Below are 17,466 nucleotides of genomic sequence, written 5' to 3' on the forward strand. Positions count from 1 at the left end.
AAAACGATAGAATTATCTAACGTTATAAAAACGTCACTAAAGATAACAGAAATATTGTTATTGCTGATCAAAAAAATTAACTTTACCTCGTGGAATAATATTTAGCCAAATAGACGTTTCAATACTATGGCTACACGAGAGTTATTGATACTCTAAGCGACATTATCCCGATAAACGGGTGACAAGTAATGATTCAATTGAGGTTTGGTAACAAGATTACCAGCCAGTAATGAGTGTTACAGCCTAATTAAAGCATGGAACAATTGGTGGAATCACAATGCAATTAAGTGCCAGTCGACTAGCACAATGGCTAGTTCAAGGTGATTATTACAGTATCGCTTTAGACGGTAATAGCTTGGTATTAGACAGTCAGACCACTTCTGACGTTATCTCTTTTGATGACTGGGATGGTTCGATTGAAATCCATCGTGGTGTATTATGGGGCGCGCTTGAGCTTACGTCTTCAAACCAACAATACTGTTGGACCGTTCATGGCTTGCCTTGGCACGAATGTAAATCTTTCGCTGCATTTTTAATTCGTAGTTATCAAGATTGGGCGCAAAACCGAGTTGATAAATTAGATGCAATGTTGCCAGAAATGTTGCAACGTATTGCATTGTTTTCAAATAAATCAGGCTATTTACGTCGTTCTGAGCATCATGAGTTACATCAGTTTCTTAATGATGGCTTAAAAGACTCAGAGTTAAATCCTGAGCTTGCTGCAACGTTTAGACCGCGTAGTTTCGAAAAAATTTCTCCTTGGCTAGGTGAGCATCAGGCATGGGTTGAAGAGCATAATCAGCAATGGTTAACTCAGCAATCACAGAAATGGAGTTCATGGTTTGATAGCTTTGAGAAATCGCCATTAAATGAATCACAACGTACAGCAGCGCTAATTGATCAAGATTATAACTTAGTACTTGCAGGTGCGGGTACGGGAAAAACCAGTGTATTGATCGCACGTGCGGGCTATCTTATTGCCAGTCAAGCGGCAGTGCCGGAAGATATTTTAATGTTGTCATTTGGGCGTAAAGCGGCTGAAGAGATGACTGATAGGCTAAAAGAAAAGGTTAGTGATCGGGTTAAAGTGGCGACATTCCATAGCCTTGGTTCACAAATTATTCGTGATGTTGAACACGATAAGCCTAATGTTGCTTCGATTACTTTAGATACCCGTGCACGTAGTGCATGGTTGGCGCGCATGCTGATTGAACAATGGAATAATTCAACGTCAGCTAATAAATGGCAGCGCCACCTTACACAATGGCGTGTACCCGGGTTTAGTAAAGAAAACTCAATGGAACAACAAGCTGAAAATGAACAATTACAAGCTTGGGTGTGGCGTCACATTGAGTTATTAGGCCAATCAGGGATGAAGAAAGAAGAGTTGATTGAGGCGATTATAAACAATAATAACCCAGCAATGCGGCCGCGAATGAAAAGTGAGTTAACATTGTTATGGCCGTGTTATCAGGCTTATTTGCAGCACTTAAAAGTGAAAAAGCAAATTGACTTTAATAGCATGATTGAAGTAGCAACGGAGTATGTTAAAGACGGTAAGTTTATCTCTCCGTGGCGTTATATTATGGTTGATGAATATCAAGATATATCACCACAGCGATTGGCGTTAATTGAGGCACTATGCCATCAAAAAGTGGCAGGCCATACTACGCCAACGTTATTTGCTGTTGGGGACGACTGGCAGGCTATTTATCATTTTGCCGGCGCAGATGTTAATTTAACCACTGACTTTGAAAGTCGCTTTGGTAATAGTTGTACTACTGAGCTTTCCACTACCTATCGTTTTAATAGCATGATTGGTGAAGTAGCGAACGTATTTATTCAACAAAACCCAAGTCAAATTAAGAAGCAACTAACGAGTTTCACTAAGCAGAGTAAAAAGGCGGTTACTTTATTGGCAACTGACTTATTACCACAAGAATTAATTAGGTTGAGTAAACATTACGAAAATAAGACGACTAAAGTACTTATTCTTGGACGTAATAATAAGCAAAGACCAGAGAAATTTGAAACCTGGAAAAATCAGTGGCCACAACTTAACTTGGAATATATGACTTGTCATTCAAGCAAAGGTCGTGAGGCGGATTATGTATTTATTGTTGATGTTAATAAGGGTATTTTCCCTTCACCAGACCGTGAAACGGGTTTAGCTGCAATAATGCAATCGCGTACTGAAACTTATAATGATGCTGAAGAACGTCGGTTATTCTACGTGGCATTAACTCGAGCTAAAAAACATGTCTGGGTTTGTGCAGACCCCGATAAAACATCGCCGTTTATTAATGAATTAATTGAAGATAAATATCCAGTTAATAATAAAATAAAACGGACTAAATAAATATTATTAATACCTGAAAGCCCCGCTATTATCATTAGTTATAGTGATAAATGAAAGCGGGGTTTTTTATTATTAGTAATATGATGTTATTTACTTATGTGGACGACTATTTTTCCCGAATGGGTCTGATTTTTTAATTTAGTAAGTGCAAGATCCAATTTTTCAAATGGCACAATTTTCTCGACCATACTATATAAGCGCCCATCCGCCACTAAATTACTTAAATTGTTACCAATATCAGCGAGGTGAGTAATATGTTCAGGTCCACCGTGGGCATAGGTTCCATGAAGGGCAACTTCGTGAATGCTGAGAGCTTTAGTTGTTGCAAGTAGAGGTACTTGATCAAATTGATTGGCTACCATGACGATATGACCATTATAACGAACTAACGCGCTCATCATACTGCCTGATTGTGCGGAAATACAATCAATAACCCCATGTAATAACCTATCTTCAGTTAGATTTATGAGTTCAAGTGCCACATTTTGCTGTGGGCAAATAACGGCATCAATACCATAGCTAAGTAGTCGAGGATGATGTTGCCGTTCTGCAATGGCATAGACATGGGCACCTGCAAGCTTTGCTAATTGTGCTGCAAACCCACCCACACCACCTCCTGCACCTGTAATTGCAATATGCTGCCCAGCAACGACTTGTAATTTATCGTGTACTGCTACCCATGCACTATAACCTGCACAGGGTAAAGCAGCTGCATCGGTAAATGATAACGTTAATGGAATACGGCTAACCGCAATGGCTTTAACACAGACATATTCAGCAAACCCACTCGCAGTGCGAGGATCGGCAAAAAAGATGACTCTCTCATTAATTTTGAACTGATGTACGTTCGTTCCGACACTATCAATGCTACCGGCAACATCGAGGCCGATTATTTGCGGATAATCCCATGTTGCGTAACCCCACTCGGTCAGTTTGTAATCAATGGGGTTTAGTCCTACAGCTGCGACTTTTACGCAAATTTCATCTGCGGCGGGAACGGGTTTAGCGGTCGTCATAAGTGATAAGGCTTGTAGCCCATCAGGTTGTTGTAATATCCATGCTTGCATAAGCGACTCCTTGATACACTACTTATAACCATATAACGAATTATTTATTTTACCTTAAATTTATTATGTAAATAGTGATAATAAAAAGCCTTCGATATTAATGAAGGCTTATTTATTGAATTAATTGTAGCGTTTGAGTGCTTAATCTAGACGCTCTTTGAGATAAGCTTCGTAGTCTGGAATTTCAATATCAATTTCTTTATCAAGTAGTGGTGAAGTAATAATAAAGTTAGCACTGGCACGATTGGTTGCTACTGGAATATTCCACACAGCAGATATACGTAATAATGCTTTTACATCAGGATCATGTGGTACTGCATTAAGTGGATCCCAGAAGAAAATCATAATATCAATTTTGCTTTCTGAAATTAATGCTCCTAGTTGTTGATCGCCACCCATAGGACCACTGATTAAGCAGGTGATTGGTAATCCAGTTTCTTTTGCTAGTAAATGCCCAGTCGTACCTGTTGCATAAAGTACATGATTAGCTAACTTATGTTGGTGTTCTTTCACCCAGCGAAGTAAAGCTGTTTTGCAATTATCATGAGCAACGAGAGCGATGTGTTTTTTAGCTGCCATTTTGCGTGTTGTGGTAATCATGATCTTCCTTTTTAATATCAAGTTAATCTTGATGAAGCTAGGCGATAACGGTTATAAGTAGCAAAGACTATACAGAGTGTAAATCAGATTAGGCTAAAATTTTGTGGTAACCCATAAATAATTGATATTCATCTTTATAGGCACCACATTAATTAATGCTTATCGACTGATTTGGTGATCATTAACGTAAAATGACGGTCTAAATTCTGCCGGCGATAATGAATTACGAATGACAGCCGAAGGTAAATGTTGTGGGGTTAAATCAACAATTAATGGTGATATATCTAGCACCATTGGCTTTTTCTCAAGGTAGCGCACCGTTTGATCGACAGATAGTCGAGCTTGTTCTGCCATTTTATCTGTTGGCGCAAATAATATTTTATCGCGACGTAAGCCACGGTAAACCCCATGACTTAAATAAGTAGATACAATTTTTATGTCAGTAATATGATTGGTACGTAATTCACTGATTGCCACTTCAGCGGCAACTGCACCACCAACAATATAATCAATGTTTTTATAGTCGGTAAATAATTGCTGTAATAAATTTCGTTGTAGCTCTTTGCTGTTGTCATCCCATAATGTCGTCACAATTTCAACATCGCTATTGGCGATCGCAGCTTTAAAACCTTTAGTGACAGGTTTAGTACCACCGCGTAATTGTGGCCCTGGTAGCCATGCAATTCGCACTTTACCTGAACCTTTCGGGTGTTTTTTAGCGAGGTAAGTGCCAGCAGCTTTCCCCATTTGATACCAATTAACCCCGACTTTTGCTTTTACATGTTGACGAATATCAGGATCTGTAAAATCAATATTATTCGTCATTAAAAAAACAGGAATATTGCCAATTAATGTTGATAGTTTACCGTTATAAGCTTGCGCATCGACAGTACCTAAAATAATGGCATCCGCTCCCCAACGGCGACAAGCAATTAATTGACTTTGCTGTTTATCAAGGTTGCTATAACCGCCAGCTTCAAGCACTTTGAGCGTGATACCGAGTTTTTTAGCTTGCTCAACCATTCCATAATTGATCGACAACCAATAAGAATCTTTTAAATGTGGGTACACTGCACATACTTTCCAAGGTTTAGTCACCGAGGTTAGAAAAGAGTATTGAATTTTTGTCGGTTTTTTGTCCGTTTGAAAAGGCGGTTGATAGGAAATTACCTCAAGTGCAAACGCAGATTGAGCAGAGAAAATCATCAAAATAAAAAATAAAATGCGCATTGTTACCAACATTATTTAGGTCTAAAGCCATATAGCTGGCAAAATAGTACCGTTTTATTGTGTTTGGTGAAATAGCCAGTATCCAACAAGGCATATTAATGCGGGTTATTAACTATTCTAAACCAGATTATTGATATAGAGACGATTTATGACGTTTACCCGAAAAGGTATCGGAGCCAAACTGTTACTAGCCTTTTCTGCTATGGCTGGTTTGATGATTATTGCGGTTATGATTGGTGTGGCAGGCTTTTCGTTAGTTGCTAAAACAGAGCGTACAGTGATTAATTCTGCGGTCCCAGCATTAGCTGAAGCGCGGAAGCTATCAGATTTGAGTTCGCGAATTATTTTTAATGCTCAAGTTTTGGCCAAATCGAAACTTGAGTCAGAACGGATGCAGCAGGGGCGAGCATTAACGATTCATATTGAAGCATTAAATCGTAGTTTGTATGCGTTAGAGCAGTATTCGTTTGATCAGCCGCTAATGCTGAAATTAGAAGGTGATGTAAAACGTATTGTTGATAATTTAGCCTTACTGGGATTGTTAGTTGGCCGTCAAATAGATCTGCAAAGTCAGTTAGATGAATTAACGGCAGCAATGACTAAGGCGACCCACCAAATTGATAATTTATCACAATCGCAAGTGGCTAATGCAAATACCATTGCAGTGGCTAATGTGTCGCGTATTTATGATCTCGTGGCGGAAAATAATAAACCTGCTGTTTATAATGCCCTTGATAGTTTAGTTGAAGTCGATATGGACTTATCTGAACGTTTATTTGAATTGCGTTTTTTATCATTGCAAGTGATTAATATGTTAGATGATTCTGAACGTATTATTGATATTAAATCGTTGGTGGCATTAAAAACACGGTTTAACAATGCGGTTAATATTATCAGTCACCGAGTTAAATCTGTTGAAGATCCTAGTCGTTCTGAACAATTGATGAAGCAAGCTGCAAAACTCGAACGTGGTAATTTATTGTTTGGTGTTAGTGAACAATTGATTTATGCCAAGCAAGATGTGCAGCGATTAGATCAACAAAATTTAGTATTATTTCAACAATTAAATAACACTGTTGACGATATTATTGCTGCGGCTAATGACAATACTCAACGTGCAGTTAAGCAAGTTGATCAAACATTGACTGTTGCGCGTAATACGCTAATTGTGATTTCTGCAATTGGTTTATTGGCCTTGGTATTGATCATGTGGCGCATTGTTTACATGCAGGTTATTTGCCGTATTAATCGCTACAGTCGTGCATTATTGTCACTGACTCGCGGTGATTTATGTATTCAATTAGATGTTGATGGTGATGATGAATTAGCCCAAATGGGGCGTGCTATTTTAGTCGCGCGTGATACGGCTAATGAACGGTATCGATTAGCACAAACGGAAGCTAAAATTCGGCAAGAACTACAACAACACAAAGCAAGTTTGGAGCGCTTAGTCGCAAAACGAACAGCTGAGTTAGAGCGCATTAATAGTCGTTTAAACGAAGAAGTATATAACCATTATAAAGCCCGTGATGAAGCTGAAAAAGCTAATCGTGCTAAATCTGCTTTCTTGGCGACCATGAGTCATGAAATTAGAACGCCTATGAATGGTGTACTAGGTACAGCATCGTTGTTAGCTGATACAGAGTTAAGTATGCAGCAAAAGCGTTATTTAGATGTGATTAACCGCAGTGGTGAAACCTTACTCGATATTCTTAATGATATTTTGGATTACTCTAAAATTGAAGCTGGACATTTAGATATTAGACCTAGCGATTTTGCGTTAAAACGTATGGTCGCCGATGTATTTAATATGCTTTATGGACGAGCAATGGCTAAGCGTATTGGGTTTGACTATTACATTGATCCTGCTGTTGATGCTATTTGGGTTGGCGATGAAAGCCGAATTCGGCAGGTGTTAGTAAACTTAGTTGGTAATGCGATTAAGTTTACAGATAAAGGTAAAGTAACGATCAGTGTCCGACCACACCCTGATATGCCTGATGAAATACTGTTTTCTGTCCAAGATACTGGTATAGGCATTGATACTACTGAACACGCGATATTATTTAGTGCATTTCAACAAGCAGAAGCTGGACGTAAATCGATTGAAGGTACAGGACTTGGTTTAGCAATCAGTAAACATATTGTTGCGGCGATGGACGGTGAGATAGGGGTTGATTCGGTTATCGGTATTGGTAGCTGCTTCTGGTTTGCCTTACCTTTAGAACGAGGACAAGCGTCATTAAATACGGATATTGATCAAATAATAGTGCCGGCAGCGCATATTCTCTTGGTTGAGGATAACCCGGTAAACTGTATGGTTGCTGAAGGGTTTCTCAAGCGACTAGGTCATACGGTAGTTATTGCTGAAGATGGTGCACAAGCTGAAGCGTGTTATCGCAAAGAGCAGTTTGATTTAGCGTTACTTGATATTAATTTACCTGATACTGATGGAATTACACTGCTGCATCAATTACGTCGTATTGATAGTACCAATAAGCAAGCATGGCAAGAACCGACACCTATGGTAGCTTTTTCTGCTCACGTATTTAGGGAAGAAGTTGAAATTTATTTAAATGCAGGCTTTGCTGGCTTCTTACCTAAACCTCTGGTTGAGAAGCAACTAATTGATACTATGAACAGTATTTTAAAAGGAGATAAGCGAGTGGTTATTGAAAAAGGAGCTGGTGAAGAAAAGCCGCAACTTACTGAGAGTGAAGAGTTATTACCCTTAGTAAAAGAATCTGTATTGGGGAGTGATTTACAAGTACTTGGTTCTGCGCAGGTGAAGCAGTTAATTAGTTTATTTGGTGAGTCTGCAAGTAAAACACTAGTGACGTTACACCAAGCAATTGCAGCTAATGATTTCCCCGAAGTTGCTAAGCAAGCGCATACGCTTAAAGGTGCTGCTGGTACGATGGGATTAATGCAATTGCACCAGTTATGCCTAGTGTTTGAAAAATCAGCCCAAGAAGGTTCTATTGCTGGGCTTGATGTAGCACCATTGCAGCAAGTGTTTGATGCCTCTGTAGCAGCTTTAGCAACGACCTTTCTTGATAATTAACGCTTTACTCTTAGTAATATAAAAAAGAACGCTTCGGCGTTCTTTTTTTATGGGAGTAGATTGAGGGTCATAAAAATACTGTGAGGATCTGGTTGGTAGTCAGCAAATGGTGGACATTCGATAAAACCGTGTTTGGCATATAACGCGTGTGAAGGTATAAAAAAAGCCATTGAACCTGTTTCTAAGCTCAATTGTTGATATCCTTGTGCTTTGGCATGGGAGATGATGTGCTGAAGTAATTGTGATGCAATACCTTGCCCACGAAATGCATTGGTTGTTCGCATCGACTTTATTTCGGCGGTGGTTGCATCGAGACGTTTTATGGCACCACAACCTGCTAGTTGGTGTTGATCCCAAATAGACCAAAAAGTGACAGTCTGATGTTGAAGCTCTGTAAGATCTAATGCGTGAACGCTGTCAGCGGGTGCTGTTGCATTCATATCGACTAAGTGTGCTTGTAGTAATGCTTGGATTGCTTGTCCCTGTAAATCATCAATAATGATATTCATAGATATTGCCGTGAATAAAAATATTACTTTACGGCGTAGAGGCTATTTTACCAAGTAGTTTTAATGGCGGATGTGATAGTGAAACGTGGGTAGTTGGGGAAAATAAAAGATCAAACATCAAACATCAAACATAGAAATAAAAAATAACCCCGAGAACAAAGTCCTCGGGGTTAACGTATTCACTTAGAGTAATTTAAAAATTATTTCTTAGCGTTGCGTTCTTTCTGCTCAGCGATTACTTTTTCAGAAACGTTAGCAGGACAAGGTGCGTAGTGTGAGAACTCCATAGAGAACTGACCACGGCCTGATGTCATAGTACGTAGAGTACCGATGTAACCAAACATTTCTGAAAGTGGTACGTCAGCTTTAATACGAGAACCAGTTACGCCAGCAGTTTGGTCTTTGATCATGCCACGACGACGGTTAAGGTCACCGATAACATCACCAACGTGATCTTCTGGAGTAAATACGTCAACGTTCATGATAGGCTCAAGAAGTTGCGCACCAGCTTTAGGCATTGATTGACGGAATGCGCCTTTCGCTGCGATTTCAAATGCTACTGCAGATGAATCGACTGCGTGGAATGCACCATCAAGAAGCTCGATTTCAACGTCAAGAACAGGGAAACCAGCTAGAACACCAGTGTTCATCATGCCCTTGAAGCCTTTCTCGATTGCAGGCCAGAATTCTTTAGGAACGTTACCACCAATTACTGATGATGTGAACGTAAAGCCTGAACCTACTTCACCTGGCTTCATTACGTAGTCGATCTTACCGAACTGACCAGAACCACCAGATTGCTTCTTATGCGTGTAGCTATCTTCAACTGCTTTCGTGATTGTTTCACGGTAAGCAACTTGAGGTTGACCAACAATTAGGTCTACGCCGTATGTACGCTTAAGGATATCAACCTTAATGTCTAGGTGAAGTTCACCCATACCTTTAAGGATTGTTTCGCCAGTTTCTTCGTCAGTCTCAACTTGGAAAGATGGATCTTCTGCAACCATTTTACCGATCGCGATACCCATTTTCTCAGAACCGCCTTTATCTTTAGGCGTTACAGCAATTGAGATTACTGGAGTTGGGAAGATCATTGGCTCAAGAGTACACTCGTGCTTAACATCACAAAGAGTGTGACCAGTTTGAACGTTCTTCATACCAACGATAGCGATGATATCACCAGCTTGTGCTGAAGTAAGTTCGTTACGGTCGTTCGCTTGCATCTCAACCATACGGCCGATACGCTCAGTTTTACCTGTAGCAGAGTTAAGGATGGTGTCACCCTTGTTTAGCTTACCAGAGTAAATACGAACGAATGTTAGAGCACCAAAGCGGTCATCCATGATTTTGAATGCAAGAGCTTTGAATGGTTCGTCAACAGATACTGTTGCAACTTCACCAGTTGGCTCACCAGTTTCTGGATCAGTCAACGGCTGTGGGTCTACTTCTGTTGGAGAAGGTAGGTAATCAATTACCGCATCAAGAACAAGTTGCATACCCTTGTTTTTGAATGCTGAACCACAGAACGTTGGGAAGAAATCACAAGTACGAGTACCAGCACGGATACAACGCTTGATTTCTTCAATAGAAGGTTCAACACCTTCCATGTAAGCTTCTAGAAGATCGTCGTCTTGCTCAAGAGCAGTTTCGATCATTTCTTCACGGTAAGCTTCAAGATCATCAACCATATCTTCAGGAACAGGTAGGATCTCGTAGTTTTCTGGAAGACCTGAGTCATCCCATACGAATGCTTGACGAGTTAGAACGTCAACAACACCAACGAAATCATCTTCACGACCGATTGGAAGTGTCATGATTAGTGGAGTAGCGCCTAGTACCTTCTTAACTTGATCTGTAACGCGGAAGAAATCTGCGCCCATACGGTCTAGTTTGTTAACGAAGATGATACGAGCAACTTCTGATTCGTTAGCGTAACGCCAGTTAGTTTCTGATTGTGGTTCAACACCACCAGAACCACAGAATACACCGATGCCGCCATCAAGTACTTTAAGTGAACGGTAAACTTCAACTGTGAAGTCAACGTGTCCAGGAGTATCGATAACGTTGAAACGGTGATCTTTCCAGAAACAGCTTACTGCTGCAGACTGGATAGTAATACCGCGCTCAGCTTCCTGTTCCATGAAGTCAGTTGTTGACTCACCGTCATGAACTTCACCAATCTTGTGGATTTGGCCAGTTAGCTTAAGGATACGCTCTGTTGTAGTAGTTTTGCCCGCATCAACGTGCGCGAAAATACCAATGTTTCTGTATTTAGATAAATCTGTCATTGTTTTTCTCTATAAACAATTACTGTCACATGTGAGGTCGCGGATTATAGCACTACTTGTGCTAATCAGAACATAGCCATGTGTAATAAAATAGTTATTCGCTTGCTTTTTGCCCTAGGTGACATACCTGTTGACGAAGATCCGAGCAAATAACGCTGATAAAAACCAAGATTAGTCGAGGTTGATTATTATTGTAAGTCGATTAAAGGATATTTTTATGATCTTTTAATGTTATTCGAATGAATGATAGCAGCGATAAAGTGTCCATAAAAATGGACAAAACCGATTTTTAACGGGTTAGACTTGAAAAAATAGTAAGTAAACTAGAATCTGTCATTTGTTTCACTTTCTGTTTATTAGTGAGGTAGAATTCAAATAAGTTCCTGTTTTATTATTTGAGTATGCAAAATGTCTGAAGAAATAGAAGTAGAAGCTCTGGAAGTTGAAGTATCCGTTCAACCGATTGAACTATATAAAGTCCTTAAAATTGCTAATTTGGTAAGTGGGGGCGGTGAAGCCAAATATGCTATATCCGAAGGTTATGTTGCTGTAAATGGTGAAATTGAATTGCGTAAGCGTTGTAAAATCTATGATGGTGACGTAATCGAGTTTAATGGTGAGTATTTTGTGGTTATTTGTGACCAACCAGTGCAAGAAGCGCCGCCACGAGAGCTGCAAGCAAATAAAGTAGAGTCTGCGGCTAAAGTTACCAAAAAAGATAAAAAAGTATCAGCGCCAAAAGCAAAGAAAAATAAAGCAGCGCCAGCAACCAGTAAAAATCGTTCTGTAACTAAAAAAGAAGCAGAAAAAGCGGATAAGAAAGCAGATACTGCGACTGGTCGTAAACCGATAAGTTTTTAATTGATTAGTTCTATATATAGGCGTGCTATAGCACGTCTTTTTTATCGCATTTTATAGACAGGTGTCAGGATGATAACCAACTCTCGTAATATGTATATGCCGTTGTTTTTGGTTTTGACATGTAGCGTGGCATTTTCAGCCACTGCTGCTCAAATTAATACATTATCAGCAACTGAATGCCAAGCCATGACTAAAGTCGGGGTGATGGCTGCTGATGCACCTGTTCCTTGTCAACGTCTAAAAAAAGTCACTTTTAATTACCGTGATTTTGCTGGTAAAGCGCATTCAAATGGCCAAGTTGTGGTGATGGATGCAGTGGCGCCGTATGTTGGTAATATTTTTGACGCCCTATATCAGCAAGGTTTTCCTATCCATAAAGCGGTTCCCATCGAAGTGTATGGTGGTGATGATACTCGCTCTATGACGGCCAATAATACTTCAGCATTTAACTATCGTCCGGTTGCGGGTACTAGCAGTTTGTCTTTACATGCTTATGGTGCCGCAATAGATCTGAATCCTCTTCAAAATCCGTTTGTGACCTTTAGTGGTAATGGCAATGTCAAATTTAGCCCTGTGCAGGGTACTCGCTATGCCAATCGAGCCACTTATCGTTATGGTAAGCCTGATAGTCGAGGTATGGCTGAGGCTGTGATTGATATATTTGCTCGTAATGGTTTTCAATATTGGGGCGGTTTTTGGGATTCTCCAATTGATTATCAGCATTTTCAGTTAACTAAAGATATGGCGTTAACGATGAGCAAAATGACGCCAGCTCAAGCAACATTATTTTTTAAGCGTTATGTTGCATGGTATGACAGTTGTAGCAAAATGTACCCAACGGCTTATAGTCATTATAAATTCAATGATTACACCGAATATTTAAAAAATAAGTTATCCGTGAAATCATTACATCAAGCCTATAGTGCTAACCCACAACGGGTGATGGCTGCGATTAATCAACAACCCGTTCGTTCGGCTATTTGTGTTAAACGTTAAATTAGCAAGGTGTTTATTGATAAATTGCTGCCTAAGTCATAGTTTTTAGTCTGCATACTTTGTTTTTAATTAATTCGTTTGCGGCAGTGATTTGAGGCTTTAGGATAGTTGATAATTACTATTACTCGACAAAGGATGGTTCAATGGTTAATCAAGTCGCAATGGTTGCACAGCAATTACAATTTTCAGAATTAGTGCAAGGGTATTGGCGTTTAGCTGAATGGGGTATGACTGCACAGCAACGATTAGCTTTTTTAGAGCAGCATCTTGAATTAGGAATTACAACTGTAGATCATGCGGATATTTATGGTGGCTATCAATGTGAAGCATTATTTGGTGAAGCGTTAGCGTTAAAGCCAAGTTTACGTCAGCAATTACAGATAGTGACTAAGTGCGATATTAATCTTTGTAATCCTAAATATCCTCAACGTAATATTAACCATTATGATACGAGTAAGTCGCATATTATAGATTCTGTAAATAACTCACTGGCAAATTTACGGGTTGATAATATCGATCTGTTATTAATTCACCGTCCTGATGTACTTATGGATGCTGATGAAGTAACTGCGGCGTTTACCGAGTTGAAGCAACAAGGAAAAGTGAATCATTTTGGTGTTTCAAATTTTGCGCCAGCGCAATTTGATTTACTGCAATCTCGCCTTGAGCAGCCGTTAGTGACTAACCAAGTTGAGATTAATCCGCTTCATTTTGAAGTCGCTCATGACGGTACGCTTGATCAATTACAAATGAAGCGTATTCACCCGATGGCATGGTCGTGTTTGGCTGGTGGGGATATCTTTAGTGGTAATAGCGAACAGCATGTGCGAGTGCGTACGACGTTAACTGAGATAGCGTCTGAGATTGGTGCTGACAGTATCGATCAAGTTATTTATGCATGGATTCGTCGTTTGCCTTCAAATCCGATTGCAATTATGGGGTCGGGGAATATTGAGCGGGTAAGATCTGCGGTTGCTGCACTTGATTTTACGTTATCACGTGAGCAATTTTATCGAGTATGGGTGGCCTCAAAAGGTCATGGTGTGCCGTAAATTGTATTAATATTTTAAGACCATTCAAAACGGCAGGGAATACCCTTAACAAGTAAGGTGTATTGCACTGCCGTTATTGTGTTTAGTGGACGCTAGCGGGAGTAATAGTCCCTTCTGTTATTGGGTTGTTTTTATTGGCACTCCATTGATACCAACCGCCATCGTAAACACTAATGTTTTTCCAGCCTAAAATATGCGCAAAGAAAAAGGCTTCCGATGCTCGCCAACCCGTACCACAGAAAAATGCCACATCTTGATGCGGTTTAATATTCCATTGTGCCCATTGGGCTGTAATTTCATTACCACTTTTCATGGTTTGATCTGGGTTGAGATAATCTTGCATGTGGTAAGAATCAGAGCCTGCATGACCCCATTTTGCACCCTCTATACGTCCTTTCGGCTTAATGTAGCTATAGCCACTGGTTTCACCGGTATATTCTGGCCATGTACGCACGCTTACCACTGATTGCTGATTAACTGGTTTCTTTAATAGTGCTTTTACTTGGTTGGTATCAATCAGATATTGTGGGTTTGCTGGTATTTTCTTGCCAAAATCTACTGGGTCTTGATTATAGTTTGGTAAATGTTCGGTAGGGTAATCGGCATTAGACCATGCTGTCCAACCGCCATTTAATAAGCGTACATCTTTAACACCAGCATACATTAAGAAATTGGCAAAACGTGCGGCAGACATATTATTGCGTGCATACAATATTACGGTAGTGTCATAACGAATACCAAGATTAGCAATAACCTTTGTTAATGCTTGATTACTGACTTTATTCCACCATGGTTTTGACTCAATCGTATTGGTATTAACGTATAAAGCACCTGGAATATGATCCAGTAAATATTTTGCAGGTGGTCCCCATTCAACTTCAACTACTTTATAGCCGTGTGTTGGCGCATAACGGGGATGTTTGCCGTTAATCAGATCATACAGCCATGATGCTGGTACTAATTGCTGAAAGTCAGGTAAAGCACTGAGTTGACCATGATAGTGATTAAGCGGCTGATTGATAGTTATTAGTGAGTGATAACCTTGCTCTTGTAAGGCTGTTGTTAATTGCTGAGCTTTATCGGCGGAGCAATATAAATAAGTAGGGAGGTTAGGTTTAAGGTGTTTATCTCGTAATAGTGTTTCAAAAGCTGAACTATCAAGCATTTTTAGCCAACTTGAATCAATATTAACCGCGCCGGCAATGTGGCCACCTAGTTGTTGTTGAGGTTCTGGCCAGCCGTTATAGAAGTTACTGTTGCGGCAATCAATAATTTGTAGGGGGACTTTTTGTGATTGTTGCTGAGCTAACTGCTCAAATGTTGCCGTCTTTGAAGGCGCTGAAGTGCTGGCAAATGACATGCTTGATGTTAGTAACAATACAGCTATAGCGGTTATTTTAATGAGCATAGTGAAACCTAATCACCTTAGTGATAGTCAAAAACAAGCGCGCATTCTAACGGTTTCGAAAGGTAATACAATTGACTTTTTTAATTGATAATATGTTTGTTGTTGATAATGACTTAATAAATATCACGTTAGTATTTATTGAGGAACTATTGTGAGACTTTTGTGTCAGAAATACATTACGGCATGATCAAACCATTAGATATCGTGTTAAAGCATTCAATGAGGAGTATCTATGAAACGTTTTATCTTTGTATTTATAAGCTTATTAACGGTCTGTAGTTCAACGTTAATGGCTGCAGAGATAACAACACCTCATGTAACTTCATTACATAAAGATCAATCATCCTTATTGCCTGTAAGCCCCAAAGATATTCATCTCGCTCCCGTTGTGGATTCCCACCGGTACGATTACCCACTATCTGCACTACAGCAAGCCTATTATCATGGGATTGATGACATTGGTAGCACGATTCATTTACAGCAAGGCCTGTGGGCTGGAGATCCCTATCAACCCGGTGGCGATGTGATGCCACAAGTGATGCTATTAAGTGATTTGAAAGTTATTGGTACATTGAATGCTGATAATGATCCGATGGCTGTCGTACTGTTAAATTACTCTCCCGGTGGTAGTGGACAATATTTATATATTGCGGTGATGGCTTATCGACACCATCAGCTCGTCAATATTGCGACCCAATATATTGGTGACAGAGTGCGTGTTAAAGGGCTGGTGATCAAAAACCATCAAATAATATTAGATGTTATTCAGCCAGGGAAGGGGGATTCTACGTGTTGCCCTGGCGATGTTGCTCGTCATATTTGGCGTTTAGAACAAGACAAATTGGTTGAAATACCTAGTCATCAAGCGATTGTTAGGTTAACTCCTGCTATTTTAGCAAATACAGAATGGCAGCTTGAAAGCTGGCGTTATGGTGATCCTGTTATGAATGGCAGCAATATTAATTTACGCTATATTAACGGGCACTTTGTTGGGATGGTTGACTGTAATAATTATACGGTCACAGTGAAGCCGTTATTACAGCCTGGCTTTATTGATATATTAGAGCAACATGCTGCGATTACTGAACGAAAATGTGATGATCCTTTAGCTCCTCACCGTCAAAAGCGTTATTTTGAACAATTAGCTGGCGTGACTCAATTTACTTATTTTGCTGGCAAATTGGCGCTGACTTATCAGCTTAATCATTATACGGGGGTCATGATTTTTTCAGCAGTACAAACTAAGCCATGAGGTTTAGTTAATAATATTATTCGATGAAATTTAAAACACCGCTACTTAGCAAGATTAAGTAGCGGTGTTTTTTATGGCATTAATATTATTATTGTTGTAACCACTCAATAATAAATTGGCAGATATCGTGTGGGTTATTTAAATCTAATTGTGGTAAAGAACAGTCATTAGGTGCAACTTGATCACTCGCAAACGCTAAAATAGTTTTATCTGTTGGATAGAGCAATGGTTTGCCGTAACTTGGGCGATGAATTTCTATCTTTGGGAAAGGTTGATCACGAAACCCTTCAATTAAAATAAGATCAAGTAAGTCATGATTAAGCTGGCTTAGGCAATGATTTAATTCTGGATCTTGGCGCTCTGTTTGCGGGTATTCAAAATACAGCATATGGCGTGATTTTGTTGCGAGTAACGTTTGACTACACCCAGCATGACGTAATCGGTAGCTATCTTTTCCTGGTGTATCTGGCTCAATATCATGATGGCTGTGCTTGAGTAATCCTATCCGTAAGTTGTGTTGTTTAAGTAGAGGGATAAGTTGCTCAAGAAGAGTGGTTTTTCCTGAACCGCTAAATCCAGCGAAACCCAGTATCGGTGTAGGAGATGTAATCATTATGAGACCCGTTGATATTGATTCTTTTGCTATTATATACCTAACAAAACTGAACACCTATCTACAGTGCGTATTTATTGATATATAAGGGGTTTATTCAAGTAAACTTGATTTTAAGTGCTGAGTGAAAAATAGTGCGCGTATTTTTTTGATGATAATGATGTAGC

13 protein-coding genes are annotated in these 17,466 nt (G+C 39.6%); 6 read left to right on the forward strand and 7 right to left on the reverse strand.

Translation table 11 applies throughout. The features are described from left to right. Window positions 1–277: 277 nt before the first annotated feature. Window positions 278–2,359 carry a DNA helicase IV gene (gene helD, locus PPBDW_RS05715; RefSeq protein WP_036793980.1) on the forward strand — a complete coding sequence of 694 codons (2,082 nt, stop codon included), beginning with the start codon at window positions 278–280 and terminating at the stop codon, window positions 2,357–2,359. A gap of 86 nt (window positions 2,360–2,445) precedes the next feature. On the opposite strand, the gene PPBDW_RS05720 is transcribed toward helD, so the two are convergent. The 3 genes from PPBDW_RS05720 to torT form a co-directional block, all read right to left on the reverse strand. Then, window positions 2,446–3,426, reverse strand: a complete 981-nt coding sequence (locus PPBDW_RS05720) for a zinc-binding dehydrogenase (protein WP_036793982.1) — start codon at window positions 3,424–3,426, stop codon at window positions 2,446–2,448. Window positions 3,427–3,567: 141 nt separating this feature from the next. Next, a complete protein-coding gene (locus PPBDW_RS05725) occupies window positions 3,568–4,026 on the reverse strand; it encodes a methylglyoxal synthase (RefSeq protein ID WP_036793984.1) in 459 nt (152 codons plus the stop codon). A 159-nt stretch (window positions 4,027–4,185) separates the two neighbouring features. Then, the gene (torT, locus tag PPBDW_RS05730) at window positions 4,186–5,256 is read right to left on the reverse strand and encodes a TMAO reductase system periplasmic protein TorT (protein WP_036793986.1); all 1,071 of its coding nucleotides are present in this window, start codon (window positions 5,254–5,256) and stop codon (window positions 4,186–4,188) included. A 148-nt stretch (window positions 5,257–5,404) separates the two neighbouring features. Between torT and torS the strand changes: the two genes are divergently transcribed. Further along, entirely contained in the window at window positions 5,405–8,320 is a 2,916-nt protein-coding gene (torS, locus tag PPBDW_RS05735) for a TMAO reductase system sensor histidine kinase/response regulator TorS (RefSeq protein ID WP_036793988.1), read from the forward strand. Window positions 8,321–8,367: 47 nt separating this feature from the next. Here the strand turns inward: torS and PPBDW_RS05740 are convergent, their stop codons facing one another. Together PPBDW_RS05740 and fusA are read right to left on the reverse strand one after the other, a co-directional pair. Continuing rightward, window positions 8,368–8,829 (reverse strand): GNAT family N-acetyltransferase, encoded by a 462-nt coding sequence (locus PPBDW_RS05740; RefSeq protein ID WP_036793990.1) that lies wholly within the window; start codon window positions 8,827–8,829, stop codon window positions 8,368–8,370. Window positions 8,830–9,029: 200 nt separating this feature from the next. Next, on the reverse strand, window positions 9,030–11,117 hold the full coding sequence (gene fusA, locus PPBDW_RS05745) for an elongation factor G (protein ID WP_036793992.1): 2,088 nt from the start codon (window positions 11,115–11,117) through the stop codon (window positions 9,030–9,032). Between the two features lie 408 nt (window positions 11,118–11,525). On the opposite strand from fusA, the gene PPBDW_RS05750 reads away from it, so the two are divergent. From PPBDW_RS05750 to PPBDW_RS05760, 3 genes are all read left to right on the forward strand, one after another. Next, a complete protein-coding gene (locus PPBDW_RS05750) occupies window positions 11,526–11,978 on the forward strand; it encodes an RNA-binding S4 domain-containing protein (RefSeq protein ID WP_036793995.1) in 453 nt (150 codons plus the stop codon). A 69-nt stretch (window positions 11,979–12,047) separates the two neighbouring features. Next, complete coding sequence (locus tag PPBDW_RS05755; RefSeq protein ID WP_419675026.1) at window positions 12,048–12,974, forward strand: M15 family metallopeptidase; 927 nt, start codon at window positions 12,048–12,050, stop codon at window positions 12,972–12,974. Window positions 12,975–13,117: 143 nt separating this feature from the next. Beyond that, on the forward strand, window positions 13,118–14,026 hold the full coding sequence (locus PPBDW_RS05760) for an aldo/keto reductase (protein ID WP_036793997.1): 909 nt from the start codon (window positions 13,118–13,120) through the stop codon (window positions 14,024–14,026). Between the two features lie 82 nt (window positions 14,027–14,108). On the opposite strand, the gene PPBDW_RS05765 is transcribed toward PPBDW_RS05760, so the two are convergent. After that, entirely contained in the window at window positions 14,109–15,434 is a 1,326-nt protein-coding gene (locus tag PPBDW_RS05765) for a rhodanese-like domain-containing protein (RefSeq protein WP_036793999.1), read from the reverse strand. Window positions 15,435–15,666: 232 nt separating this feature from the next. On the opposite strand from PPBDW_RS05765, the gene PPBDW_RS05770 reads away from it, so the two are divergent. After that, window positions 15,667–16,686: an META domain-containing protein gene (locus PPBDW_RS05770; RefSeq protein WP_054261993.1), complete on the forward strand. Its 1,020-nt coding sequence runs from the start codon at window positions 15,667–15,669 to the stop codon at window positions 16,684–16,686. Window positions 16,687–16,774: 88 nt separating this feature from the next. On the opposite strand, the gene mobB is transcribed toward PPBDW_RS05770, so the two are convergent. Beyond that, window positions 16,775–17,299: a molybdopterin-guanine dinucleotide biosynthesis protein B gene (mobB, locus tag PPBDW_RS05775; RefSeq protein ID WP_036794002.1), complete on the reverse strand. Its 525-nt coding sequence runs from the start codon at window positions 17,297–17,299 to the stop codon at window positions 16,775–16,777. Window positions 17,300–17,466 lie beyond the last annotated feature (167 nt).

The organism is Photobacterium kishitanii, assembly GCF_000613045.3.
In the GTDB taxonomy this organism is placed as follows: domain Bacteria; phylum Pseudomonadota; class Gammaproteobacteria; order Enterobacterales; family Vibrionaceae; genus Photobacterium; species Photobacterium kishitanii.

Excerpts from the sequence above, each read along its gene's own strand:
- helD (WP_036793980.1), top strand. The coding sequence starts at position 278 with ATGCAATTAAGTGCCAGTCGACTAGCACAATGGCTAGTTCAAGGTGAT.
- PPBDW_RS05720 (WP_036793982.1), bottom strand. The coding sequence starts at position 3,426 with ATGCAAGCATGGATATTACAACAACCTGATGGGCTACAAGCCTTATCA.
- PPBDW_RS05725 (WP_036793984.1), bottom strand. The coding sequence starts at position 4,026 with ATGATTACCACAACACGCAAAATGGCAGCTAAAAAACACATCGCTCTC.
- torT (WP_036793986.1), bottom strand. The coding sequence starts at position 5,256 with ATGCGCATTTTATTTTTTATTTTGATGATTTTCTCTGCTCAATCTGCG.
- torS (WP_036793988.1), top strand. The coding sequence starts at position 5,405 with ATGACGTTTACCCGAAAAGGTATCGGAGCCAAACTGTTACTAGCCTTT.
- PPBDW_RS05740 (WP_036793990.1), bottom strand. The coding sequence starts at position 8,829 with ATGAATATCATTATTGATGATTTACAGGGACAAGCAATCCAAGCATTA.
- fusA (WP_036793992.1), bottom strand. The coding sequence starts at position 11,117 with ATGACAGATTTATCTAAATACAGAAACATTGGTATTTTCGCGCACGTT.
- PPBDW_RS05750 (WP_036793995.1), top strand. The coding sequence starts at position 11,526 with ATGTCTGAAGAAATAGAAGTAGAAGCTCTGGAAGTTGAAGTATCCGTT.
- PPBDW_RS05755 (WP_419675026.1), top strand. The coding sequence starts at position 12,048 with ATGATAACCAACTCTCGTAATATGTATATGCCGTTGTTTTTGGTTTTG.
- PPBDW_RS05760 (WP_036793997.1), top strand. The coding sequence starts at position 13,118 with ATGGTTAATCAAGTCGCAATGGTTGCACAGCAATTACAATTTTCAGAA.
- PPBDW_RS05765 (WP_036793999.1), bottom strand. The coding sequence starts at position 15,434 with ATGCTCATTAAAATAACCGCTATAGCTGTATTGTTACTAACATCAAGC.
- PPBDW_RS05770 (WP_054261993.1), top strand. The coding sequence starts at position 15,667 with ATGAAACGTTTTATCTTTGTATTTATAAGCTTATTAACGGTCTGTAGT.
- mobB (WP_036794002.1), bottom strand. The coding sequence starts at position 17,299 with ATGATTACATCTCCTACACCGATACTGGGTTTCGCTGGATTTAGCGGT.